Origin of the sequence: Psychrobacillus sp. FSL K6-1415 (assembly GCF_038003185.1) — a bacterium.
In the GTDB taxonomy this organism is placed as follows: domain Bacteria; phylum Bacillota; class Bacilli; order Bacillales_A; family Planococcaceae; genus Psychrobacillus; species Psychrobacillus psychrodurans.
The window spans coordinates 3,045,099-3,068,922 of sequence record NZ_JBBOOQ010000001.1; the positions used below are offsets into that span (position 1 = coordinate 3,045,099).

At 39.9% G+C, this 23,824-nt stretch carries 31 protein-coding genes and 1 other RNA gene; 1 reads left to right on the forward strand and 31 read right to left on the reverse strand.

All coding sequences use genetic code 11. The features are described from left to right. Positions 1–13: 13 nt before the first annotated feature. From MKY60_RS14540 to MKY60_RS14645, 22 genes are all read right to left on the reverse strand, one after another. Complete coding sequence (locus MKY60_RS14540) at positions 14–793, reverse strand: hypothetical protein (RefSeq protein WP_340930310.1); 780 nt, start codon at positions 791–793, stop codon at positions 14–16. A 15-nt stretch (positions 794–808) separates the two neighbouring features. After that, positions 809–985, reverse strand: coding sequence for a hypothetical protein (locus MKY60_RS14545; RefSeq protein WP_340930311.1), 177 nt, complete (start codon positions 983–985; stop codon positions 809–811). 634 nt (positions 986–1,619) lie between these two features. Continuing rightward, complete coding sequence (locus tag MKY60_RS14550; RefSeq protein WP_340930312.1) at positions 1,620–1,970, reverse strand: hypothetical protein; 351 nt, start codon at positions 1,968–1,970, stop codon at positions 1,620–1,622. A gap of 268 nt (positions 1,971–2,238) precedes the next feature. Next, complete coding sequence (locus tag MKY60_RS14555; protein WP_340930314.1) at positions 2,239–2,814, reverse strand: recombinase family protein; 576 nt, start codon at positions 2,812–2,814, stop codon at positions 2,239–2,241. 380 nt (positions 2,815–3,194) lie between these two features. Beyond that, positions 3,195–3,644 carry a phBC6A51 family helix-turn-helix protein gene (locus MKY60_RS14560; protein WP_340930317.1) on the reverse strand — a complete coding sequence of 150 codons (450 nt, stop codon included), beginning with the start codon at positions 3,642–3,644 and terminating at the stop codon, positions 3,195–3,197. Then, a complete protein-coding gene (locus MKY60_RS14565; protein ID WP_340930318.1) occupies positions 3,637–3,834 on the reverse strand; it encodes a hypothetical protein in 198 nt (65 codons plus the stop codon). Before MKY60_RS14565 ends, MKY60_RS14560 begins: the two co-directional genes overlap by 8 nt. A gap of 263 nt (positions 3,835–4,097) precedes the next feature. Further along, the gene (locus MKY60_RS14570) at positions 4,098–4,670 is read right to left on the reverse strand and encodes a hypothetical protein (protein WP_340930319.1); all 573 of its coding nucleotides are present in this window, start codon (positions 4,668–4,670) and stop codon (positions 4,098–4,100) included. Positions 4,671–4,721: 51 nt separating this feature from the next. Then, the gene (locus tag MKY60_RS14575; protein ID WP_340930322.1) at positions 4,722–5,033 is read right to left on the reverse strand and encodes a hypothetical protein; all 312 of its coding nucleotides are present in this window, start codon (positions 5,031–5,033) and stop codon (positions 4,722–4,724) included. Between the two features lie 73 nt (positions 5,034–5,106). Then, a complete protein-coding gene (locus tag MKY60_RS14580) occupies positions 5,107–5,310 on the reverse strand; it encodes a hypothetical protein (RefSeq protein WP_340930323.1) in 204 nt (67 codons plus the stop codon). After that, positions 5,307–6,035 (reverse strand): hypothetical protein, encoded by a 729-nt coding sequence (locus MKY60_RS14585; RefSeq protein ID WP_340930325.1) that lies wholly within the window; start codon positions 6,033–6,035, stop codon positions 5,307–5,309. The genes MKY60_RS14580 and MKY60_RS14585 overlap by 4 nt, the downstream gene beginning before the upstream one ends. A 1-nt stretch (position 6,036) precedes the next feature. Continuing rightward, the gene (locus tag MKY60_RS14590) at positions 6,037–6,261 is read right to left on the reverse strand and encodes a hypothetical protein (RefSeq protein WP_340930327.1); all 225 of its coding nucleotides are present in this window, start codon (positions 6,259–6,261) and stop codon (positions 6,037–6,039) included. A gap of 47 nt (positions 6,262–6,308) precedes the next feature. Beyond that, positions 6,309–6,437, reverse strand: coding sequence for a hypothetical protein (locus MKY60_RS14595; protein ID WP_340930328.1), 129 nt, complete (start codon positions 6,435–6,437; stop codon positions 6,309–6,311). Continuing rightward, positions 6,430–6,645 (reverse strand): hypothetical protein, encoded by a 216-nt coding sequence (locus MKY60_RS14600; RefSeq protein WP_340930330.1) that lies wholly within the window; start codon positions 6,643–6,645, stop codon positions 6,430–6,432. The genes MKY60_RS14595 and MKY60_RS14600 overlap by 8 nt, the downstream gene beginning before the upstream one ends. A 592-nt stretch (positions 6,646–7,237) precedes the next feature. Then, on the reverse strand, positions 7,238–7,378 hold the full coding sequence (locus MKY60_RS14605; protein ID WP_340930332.1) for a hypothetical protein: 141 nt from the start codon (positions 7,376–7,378) through the stop codon (positions 7,238–7,240). A 21-nt stretch (positions 7,379–7,399) separates the two neighbouring features. After that, positions 7,400–7,711: a hypothetical protein gene (locus MKY60_RS14610; protein ID WP_340930334.1), complete on the reverse strand. Its 312-nt coding sequence runs from the start codon at positions 7,709–7,711 to the stop codon at positions 7,400–7,402. Positions 7,712–7,722: 11 nt separating this feature from the next. After that, positions 7,723–7,971, reverse strand: a complete 249-nt coding sequence (locus MKY60_RS14615; RefSeq protein WP_340930335.1) for a hypothetical protein — start codon at positions 7,969–7,971, stop codon at positions 7,723–7,725. Positions 7,972–8,052: 81 nt separating this feature from the next. After that, positions 8,053–8,988, reverse strand: a complete 936-nt coding sequence (locus MKY60_RS14620) for a hypothetical protein (protein ID WP_340930336.1) — start codon at positions 8,986–8,988, stop codon at positions 8,053–8,055. 14 nt (positions 8,989–9,002) lie between these two features. Then, positions 9,003–9,230, reverse strand: coding sequence for a helix-turn-helix domain-containing protein (locus tag MKY60_RS14625; RefSeq protein WP_340930338.1), 228 nt, complete (start codon positions 9,228–9,230; stop codon positions 9,003–9,005). 2,246 nt (positions 9,231–11,476) lie between these two features. Next, positions 11,477–11,818 (reverse strand): hypothetical protein, encoded by a 342-nt coding sequence (locus MKY60_RS14630; protein ID WP_340930340.1) that lies wholly within the window; start codon positions 11,816–11,818, stop codon positions 11,477–11,479. Between the two features lie 184 nt (positions 11,819–12,002). Then, complete coding sequence (locus MKY60_RS14635; protein ID WP_340930342.1) at positions 12,003–12,176, reverse strand: hypothetical protein; 174 nt, start codon at positions 12,174–12,176, stop codon at positions 12,003–12,005. Then, positions 12,173–12,439, reverse strand: coding sequence for a hypothetical protein (locus tag MKY60_RS14640; protein WP_340930344.1), 267 nt, complete (start codon positions 12,437–12,439; stop codon positions 12,173–12,175). The genes MKY60_RS14635 and MKY60_RS14640 overlap by 4 nt, the downstream gene beginning before the upstream one ends. Before the next feature lie 20 nt (positions 12,440–12,459). Continuing rightward, complete coding sequence (locus MKY60_RS14645; RefSeq protein WP_340930346.1) at positions 12,460–12,585, reverse strand: hypothetical protein; 126 nt, start codon at positions 12,583–12,585, stop codon at positions 12,460–12,462. 147 nt (positions 12,586–12,732) lie between these two features. On the opposite strand from MKY60_RS14645, the gene MKY60_RS14650 reads away from it, so the two are divergent. Next, entirely contained in the window at positions 12,733–12,963 is a 231-nt protein-coding gene (locus MKY60_RS14650; protein WP_340930347.1) for a helix-turn-helix domain-containing protein, read from the forward strand. A 774-nt stretch (positions 12,964–13,737) separates the two neighbouring features. Here the strand turns inward: MKY60_RS14650 and MKY60_RS14655 are convergent. The 9 genes from MKY60_RS14655 to tpiA all read right to left on the reverse strand — a co-directional run bounded on the left by MKY60_RS14655 (position 13,738) and on the right by tpiA (position 23,810). After that, positions 13,738–14,718 carry a tyrosine-type recombinase/integrase gene (locus MKY60_RS14655; protein WP_340930349.1) on the reverse strand — a complete coding sequence of 327 codons (981 nt, stop codon included), beginning with the start codon at positions 14,716–14,718 and terminating at the stop codon, positions 13,738–13,740. Between the two features lie 126 nt (positions 14,719–14,844). Continuing rightward, positions 14,845–15,199, reverse strand: a transfer-messenger RNA (tmRNA) gene (gene ssrA, locus MKY60_RS14660). A 92-nt stretch (positions 15,200–15,291) separates the two neighbouring features. Next, the gene (gene smpB / locus MKY60_RS14665; protein WP_340930351.1) at positions 15,292–15,759 is read right to left on the reverse strand and encodes an SsrA-binding protein SmpB; all 468 of its coding nucleotides are present in this window, start codon (positions 15,757–15,759) and stop codon (positions 15,292–15,294) included. 49 nt (positions 15,760–15,808) lie between these two features. Next, positions 15,809–18,121 carry a ribonuclease R gene (gene rnr, locus MKY60_RS14670; protein ID WP_090566817.1) on the reverse strand — a complete coding sequence of 771 codons (2,313 nt, stop codon included), beginning with the start codon at positions 18,119–18,121 and terminating at the stop codon, positions 15,809–15,811. 42 nt (positions 18,122–18,163) lie between these two features. After that, positions 18,164–18,910, reverse strand: coding sequence for an alpha/beta hydrolase (locus MKY60_RS14675; protein WP_340930353.1), 747 nt, complete (start codon positions 18,908–18,910; stop codon positions 18,164–18,166). A gap of 478 nt (positions 18,911–19,388) precedes the next feature. Continuing rightward, positions 19,389–19,616 carry a preprotein translocase subunit SecG gene (gene secG, locus MKY60_RS14680; protein WP_090566811.1) on the reverse strand — a complete coding sequence of 76 codons (228 nt, stop codon included), beginning with the start codon at positions 19,614–19,616 and terminating at the stop codon, positions 19,389–19,391. A 603-nt stretch (positions 19,617–20,219) separates the two neighbouring features. Continuing rightward, positions 20,220–21,515, reverse strand: coding sequence for a phosphopyruvate hydratase (eno, locus tag MKY60_RS14685; protein ID WP_090566807.1), 1,296 nt, complete (start codon positions 21,513–21,515; stop codon positions 20,220–20,222). Positions 21,516–21,517: 2 nt separating this feature from the next. After that, positions 21,518–23,056, reverse strand: a complete 1,539-nt coding sequence (gene gpmI / locus MKY60_RS14690) for a 2,3-bisphosphoglycerate-independent phosphoglycerate mutase (protein ID WP_241599058.1) — start codon at positions 23,054–23,056, stop codon at positions 21,518–21,520. Beyond that, positions 23,049–23,810, reverse strand: coding sequence for a triose-phosphate isomerase (tpiA, locus tag MKY60_RS14695; protein ID WP_340930355.1), 762 nt, complete (start codon positions 23,808–23,810; stop codon positions 23,049–23,051). The genes gpmI and tpiA overlap by 8 nt, the downstream gene beginning before the upstream one ends. Between the last annotated feature and the right edge of the window lie 14 nt (positions 23,811–23,824).

Below are 23,824 nucleotides of genomic sequence, written 5' to 3' on the forward strand. Positions count from 1 at the left end.
ACCGTCTTAAATTTTAATTACCAGTTTTTTCTTTGTACATCTCCACAGCCTTATCATAAATTTTATTCTGTGATGAATATGTTACCGTATAAATTGTAATTACTAATGATATTAATCCTACAGTATTTCCAAAGCTTGCAATACTGTATTTTTCAGCGAAGTTTACGAGTGCTTTTATTATAGGTTCGTGACTTTTAATAAGCGTCAAAACCCATAAAAACATATAACCAACTAAACCAAAATAAAAAACCAAATTTACAATCACTGTATTAAAGAATTTTACTTGATCATTGATAGTTATGTATTTCGATAGCTCATCTCTTGAGATAAAGGGCTCTTCAGTTGAACTCTCATTCAAAAAAAATTTTTTTAATGCGAAATAATATATGTATGTAATTATTGCTTTAACTATTATTCCCAGACACAATAAATATGCAATTATAGTAAATGCAAACACCACTACTACTAAATAAAAATACTGACTTGTTTCGTTTAAATTATTTACTAAACCTATTAAAAATATTAAGATGCCAAAAAGTGTAAAAACAATTAAACATACGTAGTATTTATAATCTATAGGTAAACTGTCATAACGTTCCTGACTAATATTCAAAATCAAATGATTAGCAAGTAGACAGACTCCATAAAGAATTAACAACAATGTTATAATTCTCAATGTTGGATTCAGTGGTATTGTTGTTATAATTACTGGAAGTATTATTAGTAAGACACAAAATCTATAATCACTACAATTCAATTCTTTAAAATATAAAAACTCTATTATTCTGTTCAAAATTCTTCCCCCAGCTCAGTCTGAATCCTCTTCACTTTCCCTTAACGCCTCACAAATTTTATATTCCCCATGTGTCTGAAATTCTCTTAGTCCCCCTTTGCAGTCGCAAATATCAATTACATAACTTGTAGGTAGTGCCATTATATCAATTTCTAGTTTCATTGTCCTAGTGTTTATATTTAAATATTCCATTTTCTTCAACCCCCTTGCCTATTGTCTAGGATTATCTGTTATTGTTTCCATTAAAGATAATCCAGTTTGTTATATGGCTTTCTTCTTGTCTAATGAATTTATAATACCCCTTTTAGTCCATTCTCCTGTAAGTAGATGATTTCCTGCGATCTAACTCAATCCCCAAGCTCCCATCTGTAAGCGTTGATTGTTATTCATATGCTCTTTCTCTCTGGTTGTCGGTATTTCCATCATTGAATCTATAGACAACCTAAAGAGGACGAATTCATAAGAGTGTCTCTAGCTTCCTTATCAAAAAAATTAAACATAAAATTTCCTAAAATAAAATAAAGCATAAAGTTTCCAAAAGGAAACTTTATGCTTTACGTCACAGACAATGTCTTAAATCATATGATTTCGTAGTATGGAGACGGCGGGATTTGAACCCGCGTCCAGAAACTCTAACACTTAAGCTTCTACGCGTGTATCTTACCTATTTAAAGTTTCGCGTAGCATTATGCCGATAAGCGGGCGTTAGTTTCCTCGGTAATTTAACGATTCAACGTTGTACCATTTCCGTACTCGGCACAACCGACAATTCTATTACGAATAATGATACGTTAATAAACGTAGATTGTAAAGCAAATTATGGAAACTACTTCGTTAAAAATTCCGTCATTAATTCCTCGCACTTATTACGTAATTCTTCACTCGTAAATGTATGGCGTTCCTCGTATCCCGTACTAATAAAAACGTATGTCGTTGATTCCTTCGTAGATTTCTCTATAACCAGCCGCATATTGCGACGAAGTAAATAGACGTTAGTAGCCTTCAAGTCCGCTCGAATCCGTTTTAGCGCGCTCTCCATTATCGTAATGTAAGGACGCTTTAATTTAATCGGCAGCTTAGCGATCGTTACTAAGTCACGTTCAAGTATCGTAATTAGCATCGGCAAGTACGCCTTCATTTCATAATAACGGTAATCGTCCTTACTTATCGACGGCATAGTAAACGCTCCTTTTTACGTCTATTATATCGAATATACGTTCGTATGTATAGCGATTAAGTTACGACCAACTATCCGCATAAGTAAAGTTATCGCGCTTAGAATCGCAATAGGCGACACTGTACCCCGTAGATTCTAAAAATAGTTTGCGGTATTTTTACCCAGGAGGTTGAAAGTAGGCTTTTGCGTATATTGTTGGCCTTGTCCGAAGTTTGAATTTCGCTCATGCCCCCCGCCATCAAAAAAAAGACACGACGATTTATTTCCGTCATGCCTTTTCGATTTCTTTCAATTTAACTTTTCGTTTATACCTCGTTAGTGTCGCTTTACTTATGCCAGTCATACGCTCTACCTCCGTATAACTATTCGTTTCTAATAGCGTCATAGCGTGGTCGAGTTGCTTCTTCGAGTATGTCGGCTTACGTCCTTCGCGATAGTCGTCCTTCAGCTTCGCTTGTGCCTTACCTTCCGCTAATCTCTCCACGATCATATCCCGTTCGAATTCAGCGAATCCACTTAGTATCGTAAGCAGTAGGCGTCCTGTTGCCGTATCCTCTACTACGCCCATGTTGAGTATATGCACGCTAACACCACGTCGTATAAGCGCCTTGATGATCGTTATGCCGTCCTCTGCTGACCTAGCGAACCGGTCTAGCTTAGTCACCACTAGCGTATCACCTTCCGTTAGTAGCGATAGCAGTCGTTGGAACTCGGGGCGATCCTTCTTAGTACCGGTGTGCTTCTCGCTTAGTATGTCGGTGCAGCCTGCGTCTTGTAGTCGTGCTATCTGTTCCGTTAAGTCTTGCGATGTACCGCTGACCCTAGCGTATCCGTATCGTGTCATTCTGATGTCCTCCTATGATTATGAGTTATGAGTACGTTTATAACCCTATCTTATCACGTCGGTACATCGTAGTCAATACTTAACAGTTGTGATTACGCTACAAGTTTACACGCTACTACTTCGTTATATATCCTTTATCACGCTAAATCGTTAAAGTGTAGGCGTTTAGAGGCGATTAGTTGAACGTCGGAGTTTCAGCGAGGCGTACGCTCGGGACACGCGCGCCTGATTAAATCGTATGTATTTATTGCTATTATTCGTATGTGTGTACGTTGTGCCAGTCGCAGCATCTCGTCATTCTTAGCGCTCTCTTATGGTCAACCTCAGCACTACAACGCAAAAAAGACGCCTGTAAGCCGTTAAGCCTACAAGCGCCGTTATTACCTCTTTAATTTCGCTGCTAGTTCGTCTATGCCGGTCGCTATTTGTTCCGGTGAGAGTTGCGGCTTGTTACCGTCAACGTAGACTTGCTCGCGCTTCTCGACTAGGATACCCGTTATCTTGTAATAAAGTTCCAGGCTCTTAACGGAAATTAGTCCATTGTTACTTGTCCCCGAAATCATCTTAGCGAGGGCGCTATCGGCTAGTGGTCGTAGGCTTGCAGTATGTTGTGAGGAAATATACGAACTATACTCGACAAAGGCGGGCAGTTTCTTCCACTTACTGATTGACTGGCGACTTACTCCCAATTCTTCGCCTATTTCTTCTAGTGTGCGCTTAGTACCGCCTAGCGCCGTATCAAACTGATTCTCTACAATCAATTCCGCCGCCTTTAATTGTTGCGGTGTAAGTTCGCTTGTTAGTTGTTGCAATGATCGCGTATTACTCATTTTCTCCACCTATCCTTTTCTCGTAATCTCGTATAACCTCGTCGAAGTCATCGCCTGCATATGCCGGACCTTGCAACGAAATACCTCTTTCGTCTGCCATCATGCGAGCAACTCCGTATATGCCTCGTAAGGCTTCCTCGTATCCGATTTCGCCCCGTTGTAATTCTTCGATACAATCTAGCGTGCTCATTAGGCATAGCCCGTATATGTGAATATAGAAGTTCTTGGCGTTGCTTAGTACGTGCAATAACGGCTTGTAACGGTCGTACTCCGAAGTATCATAAGGTACAGAAACGCCCGCTTTAGATAGTAATTCCAAATAGCCGATAACAAAGCGATGTAATGGCTGTACGTCCTCAAACAAGCGCAAGGCGTGTGTATCTTCGACTATTCTAGGCGGTATGTCCGGTAGTCCTCTCGCTATTGCCTCGTCTATTTCTCGTTGCATCTCCTTCATTCCGCTAGACCTCGCTTTCTAACGTTCTCTTCGGCTATTCGTTTTCTTTCCTCTATGTGTGCGTCGATTCTTTCGCAGTAGCGGTCTACTAATGCCTCGAAGTGCTTTCCGTTGTATTGCTTTTTTCGGCTGATATGCGATGAAGGAAATTGCGAATATCCCCAGTCTAATTCTTTGACTAGGCGCTCCATCGTATAATGAAATGGCGTTTCACTGCTTAGCATCCTTTTAACTCTATCGACCATGATAGCGATTTGCATTGCGTCCATACCCATCGTATCTACTTGCCGTAAACTCTGAATTACTCTTAGATAACGCTCGAAGCGGTCAAATAGTTTTATGTCAAACTCGACCGGTTGCCCTGAATGAGCGCACTTCTGCGCATAGCCTACGAGAAATTCGTATAGTGGAATTATTTCGCTATAACATCGTAATCTAAGCCGATAAGGTGCGACTGGCGATAGTTCTTGATGTACCTCGTATTCTTTGCCGGATCTTCCTTCGATAACATCCTGTTGTTTCCATTCGGCAATTTGCGCTTTAACCTTTTCGGTACTAACGTTGTGCATCCTCGTAACCTCCTTTTGAAATAATTGCGGACTTGCGCCCGCGCTATTGTTTTATGCGAATGTGATACTTTCAAATTGTGATTCTAATTCGTATTTATCCTTGATAGCCGTCTGTTGCGCTGCTGATAATACATAAGGTGCCGTATTAATCGTAATGTCCGCAGTATTGTAAGCAATGGCCAAAATATCGAGTTGCTTCGCTAATGCTACGTCTAATACTTCGAGGAATGGCTTGCGGAATCCGAAGGCTAGTCTTGTACCGTTGTTATTTTCGATTGTTGTTGCGTAACCTGTTGCAGCCGTTGTTAATTCGCGTTGCTCGTAGTTGTGCTTGATAGTTGTGATTGTAATTGTTTGTTTCATGGTTAGTAGTCCCCTTTTAGTTTTATAGTTTTGTATTATTGTTAGCGGATTGCAGTTTGCAGCCCGCGTTGTTTTAGTTCTTTTTGATATAACCTTGTTTAACTAGCCGCCTAAACATCTCACGCCCTAACTCCGTGCCATCTTTGATTGAAGGTTTTGTGCGGAAGCCCCAACCAGTAGACGGATCCACTGGCTGCGTATTGCCTTGCTTTTGGTCAAGGCGTTTCTTTACCTCTGCGTCAAATAACCGTTGTTCTTCCTTTTCTTCCTCGGTCATAAGATACCACCGCCTTTTGCGTGCTGTTGCACTAGCTTAGTCGTCTTGTATTTTTGCGATGCGCTTACTCCGCTATGTTCTAACGCTTTAACATGGCGAAGCGCTCGAAGGTGTTCGTTATCAATAGTACGTAGCCCACTTTCAATTCGCTCTAGTACCGTTTTATCGTCACTTTTAGCCCGTGCTTTAATTTCCCCGAAGCGCTTCAATGTTTCTACTTTCTCCGCAGCCGTCATCGTATTTAACTTAAGTTCTAGTAAGCCGTAAACGTCGGAAGGGTTACTCGCTATAAGTACCTGTGTTACAATTGCGTCTACTTCTTGCTTAGCGGTTGCGACTTCTTCCGGCGTACCTACTGGCGATAATGCCTTAGAGGCTGCGTCAATTCGGATCGCCTGTATTTCCGCTTTTATGCTGCGTTCGTGTTCTGCAATTTTGAACGCCGTTTCTTGTTCTAGCTGCTCGATTTGATAGCGACGTTCGGCTTCGTTATCTACAAAGCGAGGCGATGTTTTCAATTCGTCGAGTTGCTTTTTATAACTATCTGCGATTGCGTCCGCTTCTTGTTTAATCGTATCTATCGCCGTGAAGCTGATTGCTTCCGCTTTTCCACCTTCGATTAATTTATCGGCTACTTCTTCCGGTAATAAGTATGCGCTGCCGGCTGTTAGGTTTCCGCCTTCTTGCGTTGTTTTTGTTACGTAAATCTCTTTGTATTCGCTCATTTTATAGTTCCTCCGATTTCATAAAGTCATTTAGTTTTGTTATTCCGCTCTCGTCGCCCCGTGCTATTAACTTAATCGTTTCTATAAAGTCCGGCGTGAATTGCTCAAATAAACCTTTTTCAATCTTTGATATAAATGCCTCTTGTTCATGTGCAGCCTCTTGTTTTCCAATACTTTTAAAAGCCTCTGCTACTTCTTTCGGATTTCTAAAGTTAATTTCTGTCATTGTTAAATCGCCCCTGTCTGTTTTTTGATATTGCTTGTTAGTGAGTATTAGTCTTTTTCTTTTACCCATGTTAATTTTTCCGGTCGTGGTACCTGAATAGAAATACCGTTCTTATTCTTTTCAACTGGCTTTCTTTCTGTTTTTGGTCGTTCATTGCGTCTTTTATATTCACTCATTTGTATCAATCCCTTTCAATTCTTCTTCACTTGTTGATACATCCGTTTCATCCTCCGCTTTTAAGGCGTGCAACCGTGTTAGCATCTTATCGCCCCAGCGGTTGCCTCCGTCCTCTTTCTTCGTATATTGTTTTTTCTTTAATTGCTTCCGTTGTTGTCTTTGTGTTAGTGCGTCAAAACGTGCTTGCTTAGTCGATTTCCTAGCCATATTTGTATTGCCTCCGTTTCAGTATGTCACGTTTATAATGTGCGAAAATGACATATGTGGGCAATCGTATTAACCCGCCATTCTCGCATATTAAAACCCTTGCTATTACTACGTTTACGAGTATCTAAACCGTAGCATTAATGGCGTCGTTCAAACGCTTCTTACGTTGTCTTATCAATGCCTGTTCCTTCTCGTTAATTGTTCCGCAGCCTTTGCAATACTTTTGACGGTTACTCGTTGGCGTATATGACTGCTTGCAACGATCGCAACGCTTAGCACCTTTCGCTTTCTTTAGTGGGTAATCGTCGGGAAAGTATTGTAGATAGTCGTCCATTAATTCCGGATCGACTGGCAGTACGTAACGCATGAAGTAAGGGCATACGTTACCGCGCATAGTATCGGTAGGAATTTGTACGATGCAACCCGCCGCGAATAGCGGACATTCATTACAACCTTGATAGTTAGCGCAGTTATTTCTTGCCGTTCGTGCTAGCTTGTTCCTTAAAGTGTCGCGTTTGCGTTTATCCATTTGTTGAACAATCCCATCTGCGTATATACCGGCGCGACCCGTAGACTTTTATTAGTTTTCATTTTAGTTAGCCCCTTTTTCGTAGTGTTGTAGTTCATTTCCGTTAGCTTCCATCTTTTCGATAGTTGCTAAAGTTTGCGCGTTGATAGTATTTATCTCCGATAGTAATATTTCTACTTCTTCCCGTAGTAGTTGCATTTGCATTTCATTCGCTCCCTCTCTTTTTTACGCTTGAATTAAAGTGATTTCGTTACGTGTAATCGTGTCGCTTAGCATATTTGCAAGCGTGCCGTTTATATATGACAATGAAGCTATTTCCTCGTTAAACTGTTTGGAATTCGTCGTTATAGTCACCGTGCATCCTTTATAGCCGCTTAATAAAACTTTTAGCGTGCGGTACATCGGATAGATACTATTCGAGTTTTCATAAGTACGGCTATATTCTTTTGCGTTTCCTTCTTCATCCGTTATTTTCGCGTCTACAATATAAATAGCGCTGTCCTTACGAGTGATTTGCATATCAATGTGCTTTTGCATTTTATTTCCCCCTATTTGTTGTTTTCTTCTTCTACCATGTCGCCTAGTACATCCCTAACGTATCGCCGCAATAAATCTTTTGTAATGCCGTAATTCCGTCTAGGGCTTGTCTGCTTGCATATGTCAATTACTACTCTCTCGACGTAACGAAGCTTTGTTTCTTCGGTCATTGCTCTGTAGTTCTTTAACACCGTGGTCTTTCTTATATAATCCGCAGTATCTGATAAATACAGGTGGACGTCATCTTCTCCGTAATACATTTCTCTCACCTCCCTAAAATGCAAATAAGCCACCGACTGACTTCGCCGCTGACATAACTATTTATTAAGTTCCTTAGTTCGTTAATTAAATTGCGCTAGTAGTACGTCTAACCCTTTACCGTTTCCGTTATAGATTACTCTAGGATTTACAGTGACACGTAACTTTCTACGGTCGTTTACGTTTTCAAAGAATCCGAATACCGGCTTATCTTCCACTTTTACCGAATTCAGCGCTCTTTTTAGTTTCTGCGGATTCTCGTAGCCTAGTAGCACCGAAAGTTTATCTAAATCCATCGGTCGAATACGCTCGCCGTCTTTTTCTTCGGGATTATAGCAGACGATATTCGTATTGAAACTAAGGAACGGCATTACCGAGTAGATTAGCGCTAGTTGTCCGAGCGTACGTCCTTTAAATTGCGAATATAACTTACGTACAGTATCACGGAATAACCTTGAATACGTAAGGTGACTGACATCGAAGCCGATTTCTTTGATTGATCCGCGATAGAATACGGAAGGATTTATCGTAATGTCGCCCGTTTCTACATCCTCACGAATAATGTCCTCGGCTTCTAGGCGTTTAAAGAATAGGTTAAAATGCTTCGTACTCATATCAACCATTTTCTCTAGCGCTTTTTTATTGATATAGCGACCGTTTTCGTATTGTAATCGACCATTCTCCCACGCTACGTAAGTTCCGATGAACATTAAGCGCGCTGTATCTTGTTGCGTTAATGTAGGGAAACGCTCTACGATTGTACGCGACTGCTTGAAGAAGGCGAATACGAAGCCGCCGTTATCTATTTCATGTGCGGATAGGTCGTCGATTGCCTGTAGTCCTCGTATCTGCTTGTCCGTTGTTTTCGGCACAACCTCGACCATATGCGTTATATCGCGACCTTCTGCGTTAAATGCCTTGCCGTCTACTACCTTCATGTTCTCTTGTGCTGCGTATACTCCTCGTTTTACATTCGGGTGTAAATTCGCCCATTGTTGTTTAGTCATTCTGCTCACCATCGCTTTTCCTCCTCTTATTTTTCGTTTAATTGGTCGAACTCGTCGATTATTACTTTTAATTCGGCGGATACCGCTCTGAACTCTTCCAGTATCTCGAATTCAAGCCTCGGCGTTAATCGTCTTTCATTGCGCTCGATGGCGCTTAGAAAGGAACTAGATACGCCTACTTGACGAGCGAGTTCGCCTTGCGTAATTCCTAAGTTAGTGCGGATTTTCTGTAGTGATTCCGGTGTAAGTTTCATGCTTAGCCCTCCTTTTAATATTTGTTGTGTAAATTACTCAACTACTAGGTGAAATAAAAAGAACGCCCAAATGGACGCTCCTTGTTTATATTATTTAGTTCTTCAATAACTAAGATAGAAACTCGTATGTAATGTAGGGTTTTTACTTCCTCATACACTAAACTAGAAACTCGGTACTTTTATGGGTACGCCCTCATAGTAGGCTAGATACGTTTTTAGAATAATATGGGGTGCTTCTATAATGTATAGGCACAAAAGGCGGCGTTTTTCACCATTCCTCATAATGTATAGCCAACTGAAGAGGTAAAATATACTAATGTCCCTCATATACTAGTACAGACGTTTAGACGAAAAAGCAACCTCTCTATATGTATAGCCAGCTGACGAGGTAAAAAGCAATAATGTTCCTATATATATACTAGTACAGACGTTTAAGCGAAAAGGTAAGTACCTTCTCATTCTATAGGTGTCGAGAACGGCTTTATTACCTACTTAACTACGTGAAAAAGCTTTCCTATAATGTATAGACAACTGGCGCTATGTTTTGGTATATCCTACGCTTATATAAACGTGAGAGCGTTATATTTGTACGGCTTTTCCTAACCTTATAGGTAACTGACGTCCTAAAAAGTACGGCTATCTATAACGTATAGCACAGCTGACGGCGTAAAACGTAAGTACTCTTCCCACACCTATAGGTAACTAAACCGGCAATATGCAATAGTCATCGTAAATTGTACGATACCTTCTCATATACTAGTCCAACTGGCGCCCTAAAAGTAAGCATAGGTAGCGAAAAAATAACAAGTACCTTTCCTCACCTCTATAGGTAGCTAAACGGTTAAAATATGGGATATACGAAAAATAAATTCTCTTCTTATAATGTATAGGTAGCTGACGAGGTAAAGTATGGATAGCCTCTCATACTATAGGTGTTTGTAGCGCTAAAAAGTGGCGTTTAACTTCCTTCTATAACATATAGCCAACTGACGACGTAAAATACAAGTACTTCTCACACCTTAAGCGGACTAAACAGTCGTTTTACAACCTACTACGTAAAACGTAAGTACCTTACCACACCTATATAGGTAACTAACGAGGCAAAAGTTCGGTTATTACTTTCCACTTATCCTGATACAATTTCGTGCATTGTACAAGTGCGATTCTTTTCCACACCTATAGGTAACTAAACGGTTAAAAAACAACCATCTACTAAAAATAAATTCTTTCTTATAATGTATAGCCTTCAAACGTCGTAAAGTATGGATAGTACCTCTCTATAAGCATAGATAACTAACCGTTATAAATGTAGGGTGCTCCTATAAGGTAAGGCGCAAAATGATGTAAAACGTAAGTACTTCTCATATAAGGCTGGATACGTATGTATAGCCAGCTGAAGCGGTAAAACTTGAATGTATCTTTATATGTATAGCCGTTAAAACCGATTAAATATACTAACACCATCTATATACTAGTACCGACGTTTTGCTCTTTTAATGACGTTGCTTCGTAAAATACTTCTTTACATAATACTAGTCCAACTGACGCCCCAAAAAGGAGGTCACTTAGTTAAAATTGATTCTTTGTACCCTCATAATGTAAAGGCACAAAAGATGGTAAAACTTGAATGTACCTCTCTATATGTATAGCCTTCAAACGAGGTGTTTTTCACCATTCTATAAGGTGATATTAAAAATGTGATATAATTATCAAAAAATTATAAGCCCTTGAGGTCCGTTTATCTTAAAATTACAAGCCCTTGAGGTCCGCTTTCAAAACAACCTCTAGCCTTACTCCCCCAACGGTTACAGCGATTTTAGGCGTTTCCTATGTATCTATATCAGTCTAATCACTTTGTTTAAGTGCCATCGAAGAATACATATAAAGATATAGCGCTATCAACGTTTGTTGTAAACAACCTAAGACATTGCCCTAGCTAAAGCTAGTGCGGATACGTTAATACAATCTTGTATCGTATTCTTTAAGTGCCAGCGTTGAATAACAATAACAAACATCCCCGATACGAAGGCGATAGCCGAAGTAGCGGAATTACTTTTCTCTTATACATCCGTTACCTATAGGCGCCCTACGTAGTGTCTGCGGACAAACTTCGCCCTACCCAAGTTATATCGTTTGAAATCACCTAACTCGGAGGCAATTCGCAGATTCTTTTCGGAAATTAAAAAAGCCCTGTGGCTAATAAGCGTAGGGCTTCAGATTATTTCGTATTCAGTTAGGCGGTGCCTTTAGCGTTGCCAATTAAGTATGATCACTTTCTCGCAACGTAGGCATTTATATTCCTCACTATCCTTCTGTACGTTCGCTTTCTTTTTACATTCGGGACATACGACTGTCTGCGAGTTCTTTATTGCAGCGCCTAGCATTAGTATGCCGATCATCATTAAGCCTAACCCCGGTAATATTCCGATGATCGTAATAAATACTAGCGCGCCTATCAGCGTTAATGTACCGCCTACCATTAGCGAGATTGCTCGTCCGATGATTCCGCCTAGCCCGTCTTTCTTCCTTTGTACCGTTAATGTCGCTAGTTCCATTCCCCTTACACCCCTTTGTTTGTATATACGCAAATTATAATTCTTTCCCTACTATTTTACAATAAATTCCTTGAACATTATTCCAAATACCTAATAATGCAAAAAAGAACGCTGGCTAGACGTCCTTAATCGTTCTATATAAATGGCGGCTTGTGGTACGAATCAGCTTCGACTATTGGCGTAGTCGTTATTATTTTAGTTCGTTAAAGCGTATTGTTTACTTGTCTGATGTATTAAGATATAGCGATTCTAACTTCGATAAGCCTTCTAACGCGCTGACCATTACAACCTCGTCTAGCTTCCAGTCGTTGTTGCTTTCCTTTTCCATCGCTACCTTTAGTGCTTTAAAGCGCTCTAGCTTGTCGCCCCATATTTCAAACGTTACCTTCATTGTTTCAGCCTCCATAAGTTAGCGTAGCAAGTTGCAAGGAATTCAACGGCAGGCACTTCGTCCACTCTTGCGAATAAGTCCGCCAGTTCCTCGGAATAATTCATTTCAATACAATCGCTATCCCCGATCCGTAAAGCTACTTCGTGTGGCTTGCTTGCTCCTAGTTCCGTGAAGTATGTGACCGTGATACCTTCCGTAAGTGTAACCGTTGTACTTACCCCTAGTGCCGTTCCGTCTATATCGTATTGAGTAACTGCGTTCATTTTATCCCGCCCCTTTTAAGTTATATTGCGATAATAGTTACGATTGTTATACAAGCTGCATAGGTCCCGTAAAAATATAATCTATCCGTCCAGTTTCCTTCGTTTGCACCTAAAAAGTAATTATCAAATTTTCGTATCAACCTCATTTCATTACCCCTATCTATTTTTATAATTACGTTTAACGTAACCTATATTTATACTATAATTCCGTTTAACGTAATTGTCAACAACTAAATTACATTTACCGTAATTATATTTTGTTGTATACTGAAATAGGAAGCGAGGGTTATTAGATGCCTAAAAGAATTATTAAAGTAAATTTACGGAATGTCTTACAATCTAAGGGCTATGATCAGAAAAGGCTTGCGGATGAAACAGGACTTACAGAACGCACCATTAGCGAACTGGTAAACGGTAAGATGAAACGCTATCCCAAAGATGCTATTGAGCGGATCGCGGAAGTATTAAACATCATTGATATTAACGATATTCTAACGCTTGTTGAAGAAGAAACGAAGGCTTGACGTGTAATAGCGTTGGGTCTTTTTTATATCGCCACGGTTATTATACGTAGTATAAGTTGCAGCAAACGGGACATTTTAAAACGGTCTTGAAGCCTTGCGGTGTATGGTTCGGCAATGGTCCTGATCAATGGACGGGGTGGTCATCAATCGGGACGTCATTTTTACCGTTATTTCTATAAATATATTACGATTTTCATATGTATTACGCTTGACTATAACGCCCTATTTTGGCAGATTAGATGCTTGCTCCAAGAAATGGGCGTAGAGGTGTTACCTTACATCTAGCAAACTACGAAAGTAAGCGAGATATAAAGTAACAACTGCGATAGGCGTCATAGTGATGTCCGAAGTTTCTAGTCGCCCTTGTTTAGTTGTAGACTTTCGTCTGTCATATCCTCATAACATCATCGTCCGTTATGTGCGGTAGTCGTGTTGCTTGTCCGCTTGAATATGATTACCCTAGCCGTAGCTAGCCGTTGATCCATACCGCGCCTTTAAAGGTAGCGCTCACCTATTTCATCGCACCGTAAACAAGGAATCGGTCTGACAGCGATATATCCGGTTATTTGCGACGGTCCGGCAACCTTTCCAGTTTCGATTAATGTCGTGTTATTGGGCGACCACGACAGAACAACTCCGAAAATAGGCACACTTAAATAAGCCTTGCCCTTTCTCACTTTTTTTGATAAAATGAGATTACATTAAATACTTTTTCGAAGTATTCATATTCAGTTAGAAGGTCGGGTGCGTCAACACCTTGCCTTCTTTTTTTGTCTATAAATAATCTCGTAAACTTTGTGCTACTTCCTCCTTCGATAAATCTAAATACTGCGTAGTCGTTTCTAAACTTGCATGACCTAGCGCCTTACTAATTAAAGCAACGTTTGCGCCCTTCTCCAGTAAATTCTTCGCATAGGCACGGCGTATAGAATGGGCGTTAATGTTCTTAAATCCGTAAGTCCTTGAATACTTCGTTAATTGCTTCGATATGGCATTATTAGAACGATCGCTTGCGTTGATTCCTAGACCGTTCTGCGTAATAAATATAAAGTCATTCTGCTGCTTATATTGCTTGCGAATCTTTTTATTCAGTTCGATAAGTGTCTGAAACAAGCCCGCCATTTGCTCGTCTATCGGTAGCTTTAAAAATTCGTGATTCTTTAATATCGCGCCGTCCATATCTAAAACGAGTTTATCGAAATCTACGTGACGCTCCCGTAATTCTCCTAACGTCCGAATCCTTATACCTGTCTTATACATAAGCATAATAGCGACCGTATCTCGGAATCCTATAAACGTAGACTTGTCGATTAACGAAAGTAGTATTTCTATATCGTTCTCGCTGGCGCCCTTCTTAACTTTCTTATCTATTTTTATTTGAATCGTCCGCCAAAACTTATACTCTATCCACCGATTATCAAAGAAACGGCTTAATACCGCCTTGACTGATTTCAGTCGTAGTAGCTTCGTAGTGTTAGCGACTTGCAACTCGTTGAGATAATCGTAAATACTATTTGCGTCGATTTCGTCCACGTAGCGTAAGCCTGTCCGCTTAATAAAATCGTTGAATACATATTCGTAGCTTTGAATGGTACGCGGTCTACTTCCGCCTATTTCCATCTGTTTAAATACGATTTTTAGCGCATCAGCTATAGCGAGTACATCGCGTTTATTGTTCGTACTTTGTAATGTAATCTCGTCAAAACGCTGTTCTACCGCGAATACGCCATGTCTCCGATTATTTTTAGACAACAAAAAACCCTCCAATCGTTTAGATTAGAAGGTCGGTTGTGTAGCGATAAGAACCTGCGTATAGCAAGCGTTATCACTCCGAATACTATTAAATTACCGTACCAATCGTGTGTTTCAACGACTGGAAAAATATGGAGACGGCGGGATTTGAACCCGCGTCCAGAAACTCTAACACTTAAGCTTCTACGCGTGTATCTTACCTATTTAAAGTTTCGCGTAGCATTATGCCGATAAGCGGGCGTCCTGTACGCTAACTTGGAAATCTCTTGCAGACAGCTCAAGTTGCACTGGCTACCGTATCCCACTAAAGTTGAGCTCTACCTAGCCACATGGACGATGGATAGATAAAGCAGATCCGAGCTTACGCTGCGAATGCTAAGTTGTTGTTTGTTTTGCCTGTTGTTATAAGTTCCGTTTTTACGGAGCCGAGCCTCCGACGCGCAACTCAAGCTCAGACTATCCCTGTCGAATCCATAACGTCCCCGTTTATGGAATGTAAGCTTAGTTACATAGCTTACTATACATCAAATATGGTCAAAATTCAAGTGAGACATTCTACCAGTTATGGTTACAGTCTTACTGATTACGTTCTTTAAACGCTCTTTCGATATCACGTTTTGCCTCTTTTTTCTTCAAGACATCCCGTTTATCGTAATCTTTCTTCCCTTTACCTAAACCAATCAATACTTTGGCATAGCCACTTTTCAAGTACATCTTCAGCGGCACGATCGTATAGCCATCTCTTTTTGTTTCGCCGATTAACGTACTGATTTGTTTTTTGTGTAACAATAGTTTTCTTGTTCTTAACGGGTCGTGGTTAAATCGATTTCCTTGCTCATACGGACTGATATGCATGTTGGAGATCCATGCTTCGTTATTGCGAATACGTATGAAAGCATCCTTCAATTGCACCTTCCCATTACGAATAGATTTTATCTCTGTACCTTGGAGAACTATCCCTGCTTCGATCGTTTCTTCAATATAATAATCATGGTTTGCTTTTTTGTTCTGTGCAAGTACCTTGTCGTCATGCTTTTTAGCCATTTCATTCACCCCTCAAAAACTGAGAAAGAGCGATTTGATTATCGCTCTTTTATTTTTTCTTTGGACGTTTACGGCGTTGTGATTTTTTCGCAACGGACTCGTAAAACTTTTGTTTCTGTTTTGGTCCTTTTTTCGGGCCTGGCTGAGATTGTTCTCTTTTTCCAGAACCACCGCTGCCCTTTTTGGATGCGTGTATAACTTTTGGAGTTTCTTTTCTAGTACGTTGGAATGCTTTTTTCATCCCTACGATTTCAAAATCAATCGAAGCTTCTTCTGGTTTTACGGCAGATACTCGTACCGTCACCTCATCACCGATACGGAACTGCTTGCCAGCACGCTCCCCAATCATCATCATTTGACGATCGTCAAAACGATAATAATCATCGGTCATATTCGTGACATGTACTAGACCTTCAATTGTATTCGGAAGCTCGATAAATAGACCAAAGTTCGTTACGGAACTAACAATACCTTCAAACTCTTCACCGATCTTGTCAGCCATATACTGCGCTTTTTTAAGGGCATCAGTATCACGCTCTGCATCTACTGCGCGACGTTCACGTTTAGACGTATGCTCTGCAATATCGTCCATTATAGCTCCCCAATGATTAATGGTAGGCTGTGACACGTCTTCATTTACCAAGTAAGTACGTATTAAACGATGGACGATTAAATCCGGATAACGACGAATTGGTGACGTGAAGTGTGTATAAAATTCGGTTGATAAACCAAAATGTCCTAGACATTCAGCATAGTATTTCGCTTGCTGTAATGAACGTAAAAGCATTGTAGAAATAACCGGTTCTTCTGGCATTCCTTCAATGTTTTCGATAATTTCCTGTAACGCTTTTGGATGAACTTCATTTCCGGTACCTTTAACAACTATTCCAAAGTTCGTTAAGAAATTAAAGAATCGTTCTAGTTTTTCAGGCTTTGGATCTTCATGAATACGGTAGATGAAAGGTACATCCATCCATTTAAAATGCTCAGCGACTGTTTCATTGGCAGCAAGCATAAACTCCTCAATCAGACGCTCTGCAACTGTACGTTCTCTTGTTGCAATATCTGTTGGCCAGCCATCTTCATCGACAATAATTTTCGCTTCCGGGAAATCAAAGTCAATTGCTCCACGTCTCTCACGTTTCGTACGAAGAACTTCTGCAAGTTCAGCCATTAATTCGAACATTGGCACTAAGTCCTTATAACGTTCTATTAACGCTTCGTCCTTCTCCTCTACAATCTTATATACATCCGAATACGTCATTCTTTCTGTCGTTCGGATAACACTTTGGAAAATTTCATGAGAGGTAACCATACCTGAACCATCAATAATCATTTCACAGGATAATGTTAAACGATCTACTTGCGGATTTAATGAACAAATTCCGTTGGACAGACGATGAGGAATCATTGGAATAACTCGGTCAGCTAAATATACACTTGTTCCACGGTCATATGCTTCACGGTCCAATGGAGATCCTTCCGTTACATAATGACTTACGTCAGCAATGTGGACGCCAAGTTTATATGTACCATCAGAATTTTTTGTAACAGTTACTGCATCATCCAAGTCTTTAGCATCTGCTCCGTCGATTGTTACGATTACTTCATTTCGAAGATCTCTACGATCGTTTAAGTCTTTCTCATCAATTTGATCTGGAACAGCTTCTGCTTGGTTAATCACTTCTTCTGGGAAATCGATCGTAATTCCATGCTTATAAATAATAGAAAGTATATCGACGCCTGGATCATTTTTGTGACCTAGGATTTGCGTTACCATCCCAGTAGCGGATTTTCTTTCATTCGGCCATTCCGTAATTTCTACGACTACCTTATGCCCCTCAATCGCTCCTAATGTATCTCCTTTAGCGATAAATACATCCATAGGGACCTTCTTATCGTCTGGTATAACAAATCCAAAGCCTTTATTGTCTTGGAATGTTCCAACAACTTGCGTCATGCCACGTTGGGTAATTTTAATAATAGAACCTTCTCTGCGGTCTCCCGATGAATCCTTGGAAACTCGTACAAGTACTTTGTCTCCGTTGACTGCTCCGTTTACTTCCGTTGGGGGGATGAATATATCATCCATTCCACTCTCTTCAGGGGTAACGAAACCGAATCCTTTTGCATGTCCTATGAATTTCCCGACTATTAGATTCATACGGGAAGGAATCCCATATCTGTTGGATCTAGAGCGTACGACTAAACCGTGCTCCTCCATTTGAACAAGCGTTTTCACTAGTTCTTTAAAATCATCTGCATCTACCAGATTAAAATGCTGTTCTAACTCTTTTGTTGTTAATGGTTTATATTCTTCTGTGTTTAGTAATTCGAGTAATTGTTCTTTCATGTTTTCCATCTAACATCCCTCCTTTTTCAGCGTGTGCACATTTGAACTGTTTTACACATTCCAATCGAGCGACTCTAAAAAGTTTAATATATCTTCGTGTAATTGTTCTTTTTCTGGGCCAAGTGTGATTACATGCCCGGAGTTCTCATACCAATTTAGTTTTTTCTCAAAGGACTCTGCCTGTTCAAAGATATAATTGGCAGAAGTAATATCGATGACCTTATCTTCATTCCCTTGAGTTACTAAAAGCGGTGCGTATACATGATCTACATGATCACGGACGTTGTAAACAAATTCTCTTAGCTCAGCCAATGTCTCCATCGGTGTTTTTCTAATAGCCTCTACTTCTTCTTCTATTTGCTGTTCGGATTTTCCTTCATATTTCTTATATTCTTTTGCGTATTTTAGTACACCTTCAAACATAATATCCGTCGTTTTCATCGTCATCGGGGAGCACATCGTGACAATACCTTTTACAGGTACTGTATACCCTAACTTCAGTGAAAATACTCCTCCAAGTGATAATCCAGCAACAGCAATTTCCTCATAGCCTGCTGCTTTTAGTCGGTCATATCCTTTCATGACATCTTTCCACCAGTCTTGTGGTCCTGTTTCCAACAGCTCTTCCGGTGGCACACCATGTCCTTTGTAGTGTGGAGCCAATGATGTGTATCCGTTTTTTTCTAAAAAACGTCCAAGCATACGAACATCTGAGGAATTTCCAGTAAAACCGTGTAACAGCAATACGGCACGTTTTCCAGCTTCAAAGAAAAATGGCTTAGGAGTTGAAATTCGCATATGTAAAACCTCCATCAATAATAAGCTTTTCGCATTATTCACCATACTAATTATTTCATTAATTAGTTTAATATGCCCGAATAATGTCTTATATTTCATATGTAATGTAATTAATACTTATTTTAAGAATAAAACACAAATATTTATGTAATCTTCCGTTATTAAGCGGCTCTCGTTGGTTGAAGCGTAAGGCGACGACTCCAGCGGGAATAGCGCGAGCTGAAAGCCCCGCAAGAGCATATGTTTTCGTAGTGACGAGGAGATTGAAGCCGTGCCCGCGGAAAGCGTGCGCCTGAAGCGAAAATCAACGGAATACTTGTTTTAAAATTAAATTGATATATGTTTAAATAATTTTACTTAAAAGAAAACGCCTAACCAATCAGAAGTCGGTCAGGCGGTTCGCATCTGTTTTATATTCAAAAAGGCTTTGGTCTATAATACACTCGCCAGAATAAATTATCCTATCAAAAGATTAGGATTAAAATTTAGTTACGGCAATAGTCAATATAAAAAATAGAACTGCAAGTACAATCGTTACTCTATGTAAGACTAAGTCCATACCTCGAGCTTTTTGTTTTCCAAAAAGTTGTTCAGCCCCACCAGAGATGGCTCCTGAGAGACCAGCACTTTTCCCTGATTGTAACAATACAACAACGATTAATGCGATCGCAACGATGACAAGTAAAGTCATTAATAATGCGTGCATTTATTCCACCTCCTGATAAGAACGTTCACAACATAAATAATTTTACCAAAAAACAGGAACATTGACAACCTATCGCCAAAATATTTAGTTAAAAAAATCTGACTCCTCTATGTTGTTGCTAGAAGCTTATTTACTTGCTCTTATATGACCGTTACTTGCGTTCACAAGAAGTTTACTTACCTTCATCCATAACTTACTTGCGCTCACAGTTTAAATACTTGCTCTCCTGTGCACTTTACTTGCGAAACGGGAAATCTTTCCACTTTTTTTCTTTCACTCCTTCAACAAGTATAGAAGACAATAACGATTACAAGTTTGTATTTTCCTACATAGACTTAATGTAATCCATTCACCTTAACGATAGCCTGTGCTAAATCTTATCGTTAAGAAATACTCACTACATAGATTGAAGTGAAAGGTGGGGACTCCAACGGGAAAAGCGTTAGGCGAAGACCCCGCAGCGCAGCGAGGAGGCTGAGGCAACGCCCGTGGAAAGCTTCCACCCGAAACGGAAATCAGCAGTAGCATTGAATTCAGGAAATTTTATACTTTCTTTAGCATTAAAAAAAGCAGTTAGCAACTTTCGCTAACTGCTTCGTTTTATTATTTTTTTAAGTTGTAGAATGTTTCTTTGCCTAGGTACTGAGCAGTTTCATATAACTGATCTTCAATACGTAGTAATTGGTTGTATTTTGCTACACGGTCTGAACGAGATGGTGCACCAGTTTTGATTTGGCCAGCGTTTGTTGCAACTGCGATATCTGCAATTGTTACATCCTCTGATTCACCAGAACGGTGAGAGATAACTGCTGTATAACCAGCACGTTTTGCCATTTCAATTGCATCAAATGTTTCTGTAAGTGTACCAATTTGGTTTACTTTTACAAGAATTGAGTTAGCTACACCTTGTTCAATTCCTTGCGCTAATTTTTTCGTATTTGTTACGAATAAATCATCTCCAACCAATTGTACTTTGTTACCTAAACGCTCTGTTAATAGTTTATGACCATCCCAGTCGTTTTCGTCTAAGCCGTCTTCGATTGAAATGATTGGGTATTTTTCGCAAAGCTCTTCATACCAAGCAACCATTTCCTCAGAAGTTTTTACAACGCCTTCACCAGATAAGTGGTATTTGCCATCTTCTTTGTTGAATAGCTCAGAAGCGGCAACGTCCATTGCAAGAAGTACTTCTTCTCCTGGTTTATATCCAGCTTTTTCAATCGCAGTTACGATAGTAGAAAGAGCTTCTTCGTTAGATTTTAAGTTCGGAGCAAATCCGCCCTCATCCCCAACTGCTGTGTTTAGTCCTGCTTCTTTTAATACTGATTTTAGGCTATGGAAAATTTCAGCGCCCATACGTAATGCATGACGGAAAGATTCTGCGCCTACTGGCATTACCATAAATTCTTGGATATCTACGTTGTTATCCGCATGTTCTCCACCGTTTACGATATTCATCATTGGAACTGGTAATTGTTTCGAGTTGAATCCACCTAAGTATTGATAAAGTGGAATATCTAAGTAATCTGCAGCTGCATGTGCAACAGCGATAGATACACCAAGAATAGCGTTTGCACCTAAATTCCCTTTATTTTCAGTTCCGTCTAGTTCGATCATTGCATGGTCAATTTCTACCTGATCCAACACGGAGTAATTCTCTTCTAATTCAGCTGCAATAATGTTATTCACATTTTCAACTGCTTTTAAAACACCTTTGCCTAGATATCTTGACTTGTCACCATCACGAAGTTCTACTGCTTCATATTCACCAGTAGATGCACCAGACGGAACGATTGCGCGTCCAAATCCACCGCTTTCTGTAAATACTTCCACTTCTACTGTTGGGTTACCGCGTGAATCTAATACTTCACGTGCTTGAATTTGTGTAATAATTGGCATTTTTAACTCTCCGTTTCGATTAGTGTTTTACCTGTCATTTCAGGCGGTGTTTCTATCCCTAATAAGTGTAACATGGTTGGAGCCAAATCGGCTAAAATTCCATCACTTCTTAGTGTTTCATTTTTAACAGTAACAACTACAGGAACAGGATTTGTCGTATGGGCTGTCATTGGTTGCCCTTCCATCGTTGTTACTTCATCAGAATTACCATGATCTGCTGTAATAATTGCATGTCCGCCCTTAGCTAAAATGGCATCGACAACTTTACCTAAACAATCGTCTACTGCTTCAATAGCTTTAATCGTCGGTTCTAGCATTCCACTATGTCCCACCATATCGGGGTTAGCAAAATTTAAGATAATTGCATCAAAGCGATCATTGGCAATTGCATCTAACAGCGCATCTGTTACTTCATATGCGCTCATTTCAGGCTGTAAATCATATGTTGCGACCTTTGGAGAGTTGATCAGTATACGCTCTTCTCCTGGGAAGGTTGCTTCTCTACCACCACTCATAAAGAATGTTACATGTGGATACTTCTCTGTTTCAGCAATACGTAATTGTGTTTTGTCATGCTTTGAAAGAACTTCTCCTACTGTGTTGTAGAGATCTGCTTTCTCGAATACCACATCTGCCACAACATCATCACTATAATGTGTAAATGTAACAAATTTTAAATTCGTTGGATGCTTGTCACTTAAAGGAAGACTATCAAAGGATGGCGTGTTCAATGCCATCGATAATTGAATAGCGCGGTCAGGACGGAAATTAAAGAAAATAACAGCATCATTTGTATCAATCGTAACAGCAGGCTTCGCATCTTCTTCAATAACGAAAGGAACAACAAATTCATCTACAATATCCTCTTCATAAGAAGCTAAAATACCAGCTGTTGCTGATTCTGCTGTTCTACCTAACCCGTCTACAATTGCTTTATATGCTATTAAAACTCTTTCCCAGCGTCGATCCCGATCCATTGCATAGTATCTACCACTAATGGAAGCAAACCTTCCGATACCGATATCCTTCATTTGTTTCTCTGTTTCTGCTACATAACCAACCGCAGTTCGAGGTCCTACATCGCGACCATCCAAAAAGCCATGGACAAATACGTCCTCTAGTCCTTGTTCTTTTGCAAGCTTCAATAAAGCAAATAAATGCGTATAGTGACTATGAACGCCACCATCTGACAGTAAGCCCATCAAGTGTAATTTCCCACCTGTTTGCTTCACATGCTCAATAGCTGCTAAAAGCTTAGGTTCTAAGAAAAATTCACCTTCTCGAATTGATTTATGAATTCGAGTTAGGTTTTGGTATACTACTCTACCTGCACCAATATTTAAATGACCAACCTCTGAGTTACCCATTTGACCTTCTGGTAAGCCAACTGCTTCTCCAGAAGCTGTAAGTGTTGCATTCGGAAAGCTTTTCCAATATCGATCGAAATTGGGTTTGTTTGCTTGAGCAACTGCATTTCCAAAGGTTTCATGACGCAATCCGAAGCCATCAAGAATGATTAATGCTACTGGACTTTTAGGCATTTGCACCAGCCTCCAATAGTTTTACAAAAGAATCTGCTTGCAGGCTTGCTCCTCCTACTAACGCACCGTCAATATGCTCCTTTGAAAGAAGTTCTTCAATATTTTCAGGTTTCACACTACCACCATATTGGATGCGAACTTTACTTGCCACTTCTTCTCCAAAACCATCTAAAATAGTTTCACGAATTGCTTGGCATACGTCATTTGCATCTTCTGCAGTAGCCGTTTTCCCAGTTCCAATCGCCCAAATAGGTTCATAAGCAATAATGGACTGGATCAGTTGCTCTTCTGTTAATCCTTCAATTGCTGCCATTACTTGGTTGGAAACAATAGTTTCTGTTTCATTTTGTTCACGTTGCTCTAATGTTTCACCTACACAAATGATTGGTGTTAAGCTATTTTCAAATGCAGATTTTACTTTTTTATTGACCGATTCATCTGTTTCATTGAAATACTGGCGACGTTCAGAGTGACCAATCACTACATAGTCTACTCCTAAATCTTTCAGCTGATGACCACTAACTTCGCCAGTGAAGGCTCCCTCTTTTTCCTCGTGCATTGTTTGAGCACCGATAGAAATGAATGAACCTTTTGTCGCTTGAACAAGCTGATCTAAAAATAGCGCTGGAGCACAGATTACTGCATCAACTTTTGTGCTATCCACTTGTAGTTCTTTTAACTTAAGCGCGAATTCCTTTGCCTCACCAAGTGTTTTATACATCTTCCAATTCCCTGCTATTACTGGTTTACGCATATGACATCTCCTCC

Excerpts from the sequence above, each read along its gene's own strand:
- MKY60_RS14545 (WP_340930311.1), bottom strand. The coding sequence starts at position 985 with ATGGAATATTTAAATATAAACACTAGGACAATGAAACTAGAAATTGAT.
- MKY60_RS14550 (WP_340930312.1), bottom strand. The coding sequence starts at position 1,970 with ATGCCGTCGATAAGTAAGGACGATTACCGTTATTATGAAATGAAGGCG.
- MKY60_RS14555 (WP_340930314.1), bottom strand. The coding sequence starts at position 2,814 with ATGACACGATACGGATACGCTAGGGTCAGCGGTACATCGCAAGACTTA.
- MKY60_RS14560 (WP_340930317.1), bottom strand. The coding sequence starts at position 3,644 with ATGAGTAATACGCGATCATTGCAACAACTAACAAGCGAACTTACACCG.
- MKY60_RS14565 (WP_340930318.1), bottom strand. The coding sequence starts at position 3,834 with ATGAGCACGCTAGATTGTATCGAAGAATTACAACGGGGCGAAATCGGA.
- MKY60_RS14570 (WP_340930319.1), bottom strand. The coding sequence starts at position 4,670 with ATGCACAACGTTAGTACCGAAAAGGTTAAAGCGCAAATTGCCGAATGG.
- MKY60_RS14575 (WP_340930322.1), bottom strand. The coding sequence starts at position 5,033 with ATGAAACAAACAATTACAATCACAACTATCAAGCACAACTACGAGCAA.
- MKY60_RS14580 (WP_340930323.1), bottom strand. The coding sequence starts at position 5,310 with ATGACCGAGGAAGAAAAGGAAGAACAACGGTTATTTGACGCAGAGGTA.
- MKY60_RS14585 (WP_340930325.1), bottom strand. The coding sequence starts at position 6,035 with ATGAGCGAATACAAAGAGATTTACGTAACAAAAACAACGCAAGAAGGC.
- MKY60_RS14590 (WP_340930327.1), bottom strand. The coding sequence starts at position 6,261 with ATGACAGAAATTAACTTTAGAAATCCGAAAGAAGTAGCAGAGGCTTTT.
- MKY60_RS14595 (WP_340930328.1), bottom strand. The coding sequence starts at position 6,437 with ATGAGTGAATATAAAAGACGCAATGAACGACCAAAAACAGAAAGAAAG.
- MKY60_RS14600 (WP_340930330.1), bottom strand. The coding sequence starts at position 6,645 with ATGGCTAGGAAATCGACTAAGCAAGCACGTTTTGACGCACTAACACAA.
- MKY60_RS14605 (WP_340930332.1), bottom strand. The coding sequence starts at position 7,378 with ATGCAAATGCAACTACTACGGGAAGAAGTAGAAATATTACTATCGGAG.
- MKY60_RS14610 (WP_340930334.1), bottom strand. The coding sequence starts at position 7,711 with ATGCAAAAGCACATTGATATGCAAATCACTCGTAAGGACAGCGCTATT.
- MKY60_RS14615 (WP_340930335.1), bottom strand. The coding sequence starts at position 7,971 with ATGTATTACGGAGAAGATGACGTCCACCTGTATTTATCAGATACTGCG.
- MKY60_RS14620 (WP_340930336.1), bottom strand. The coding sequence starts at position 8,988 with ATGGTGAGCAGAATGACTAAACAACAATGGGCGAATTTACACCCGAAT.
- MKY60_RS14625 (WP_340930338.1), bottom strand. The coding sequence starts at position 9,230 with ATGAAACTTACACCGGAATCACTACAGAAAATCCGCACTAACTTAGGA.
- MKY60_RS14635 (WP_340930342.1), bottom strand. The coding sequence starts at position 12,176 with ATGAAGGTAACGTTTGAAATATGGGGCGACAAGCTAGAGCGCTTTAAA.
- MKY60_RS14640 (WP_340930344.1), bottom strand. The coding sequence starts at position 12,439 with ATGAACGCAGTTACTCAATACGATATAGACGGAACGGCACTAGGGGTA.
- MKY60_RS14645 (WP_340930346.1), bottom strand. The coding sequence starts at position 12,585 with ATGAGGTTGATACGAAAATTTGATAATTACTTTTTAGGTGCAAACGAA.
- MKY60_RS14650 (WP_340930347.1), top strand. The coding sequence starts at position 12,733 with ATGCCTAAAAGAATTATTAAAGTAAATTTACGGAATGTCTTACAATCT.
- smpB (WP_340930351.1), bottom strand. The coding sequence starts at position 15,759 with ATGGCTAAAAAGCATGACGACAAGGTACTTGCACAGAACAAAAAAGCA.
- rnr (WP_090566817.1), bottom strand. The coding sequence starts at position 18,121 with ATGGAAAACATGAAAGAACAATTACTCGAATTACTAAACACAGAAGAA.
- MKY60_RS14675 (WP_340930353.1), bottom strand. The coding sequence starts at position 18,910 with ATGCGAATTTCAACTCCTAAGCCATTTTTCTTTGAAGCTGGAAAACGT.
- secG (WP_090566811.1), bottom strand. The coding sequence starts at position 19,616 with ATGCACGCATTATTAATGACTTTACTTGTCATCGTTGCGATCGCATTA.
- eno (WP_090566807.1), bottom strand. The coding sequence starts at position 21,515 with ATGCCAATTATTACACAAATTCAAGCACGTGAAGTATTAGATTCACGC.
- gpmI (WP_241599058.1), bottom strand. The coding sequence starts at position 23,056 with ATGCCTAAAAGTCCAGTAGCATTAATCATTCTTGATGGCTTCGGATTG.
- tpiA (WP_340930355.1), bottom strand. The coding sequence starts at position 23,810 with ATGCGTAAACCAGTAATAGCAGGGAATTGGAAGATGTATAAAACACTT.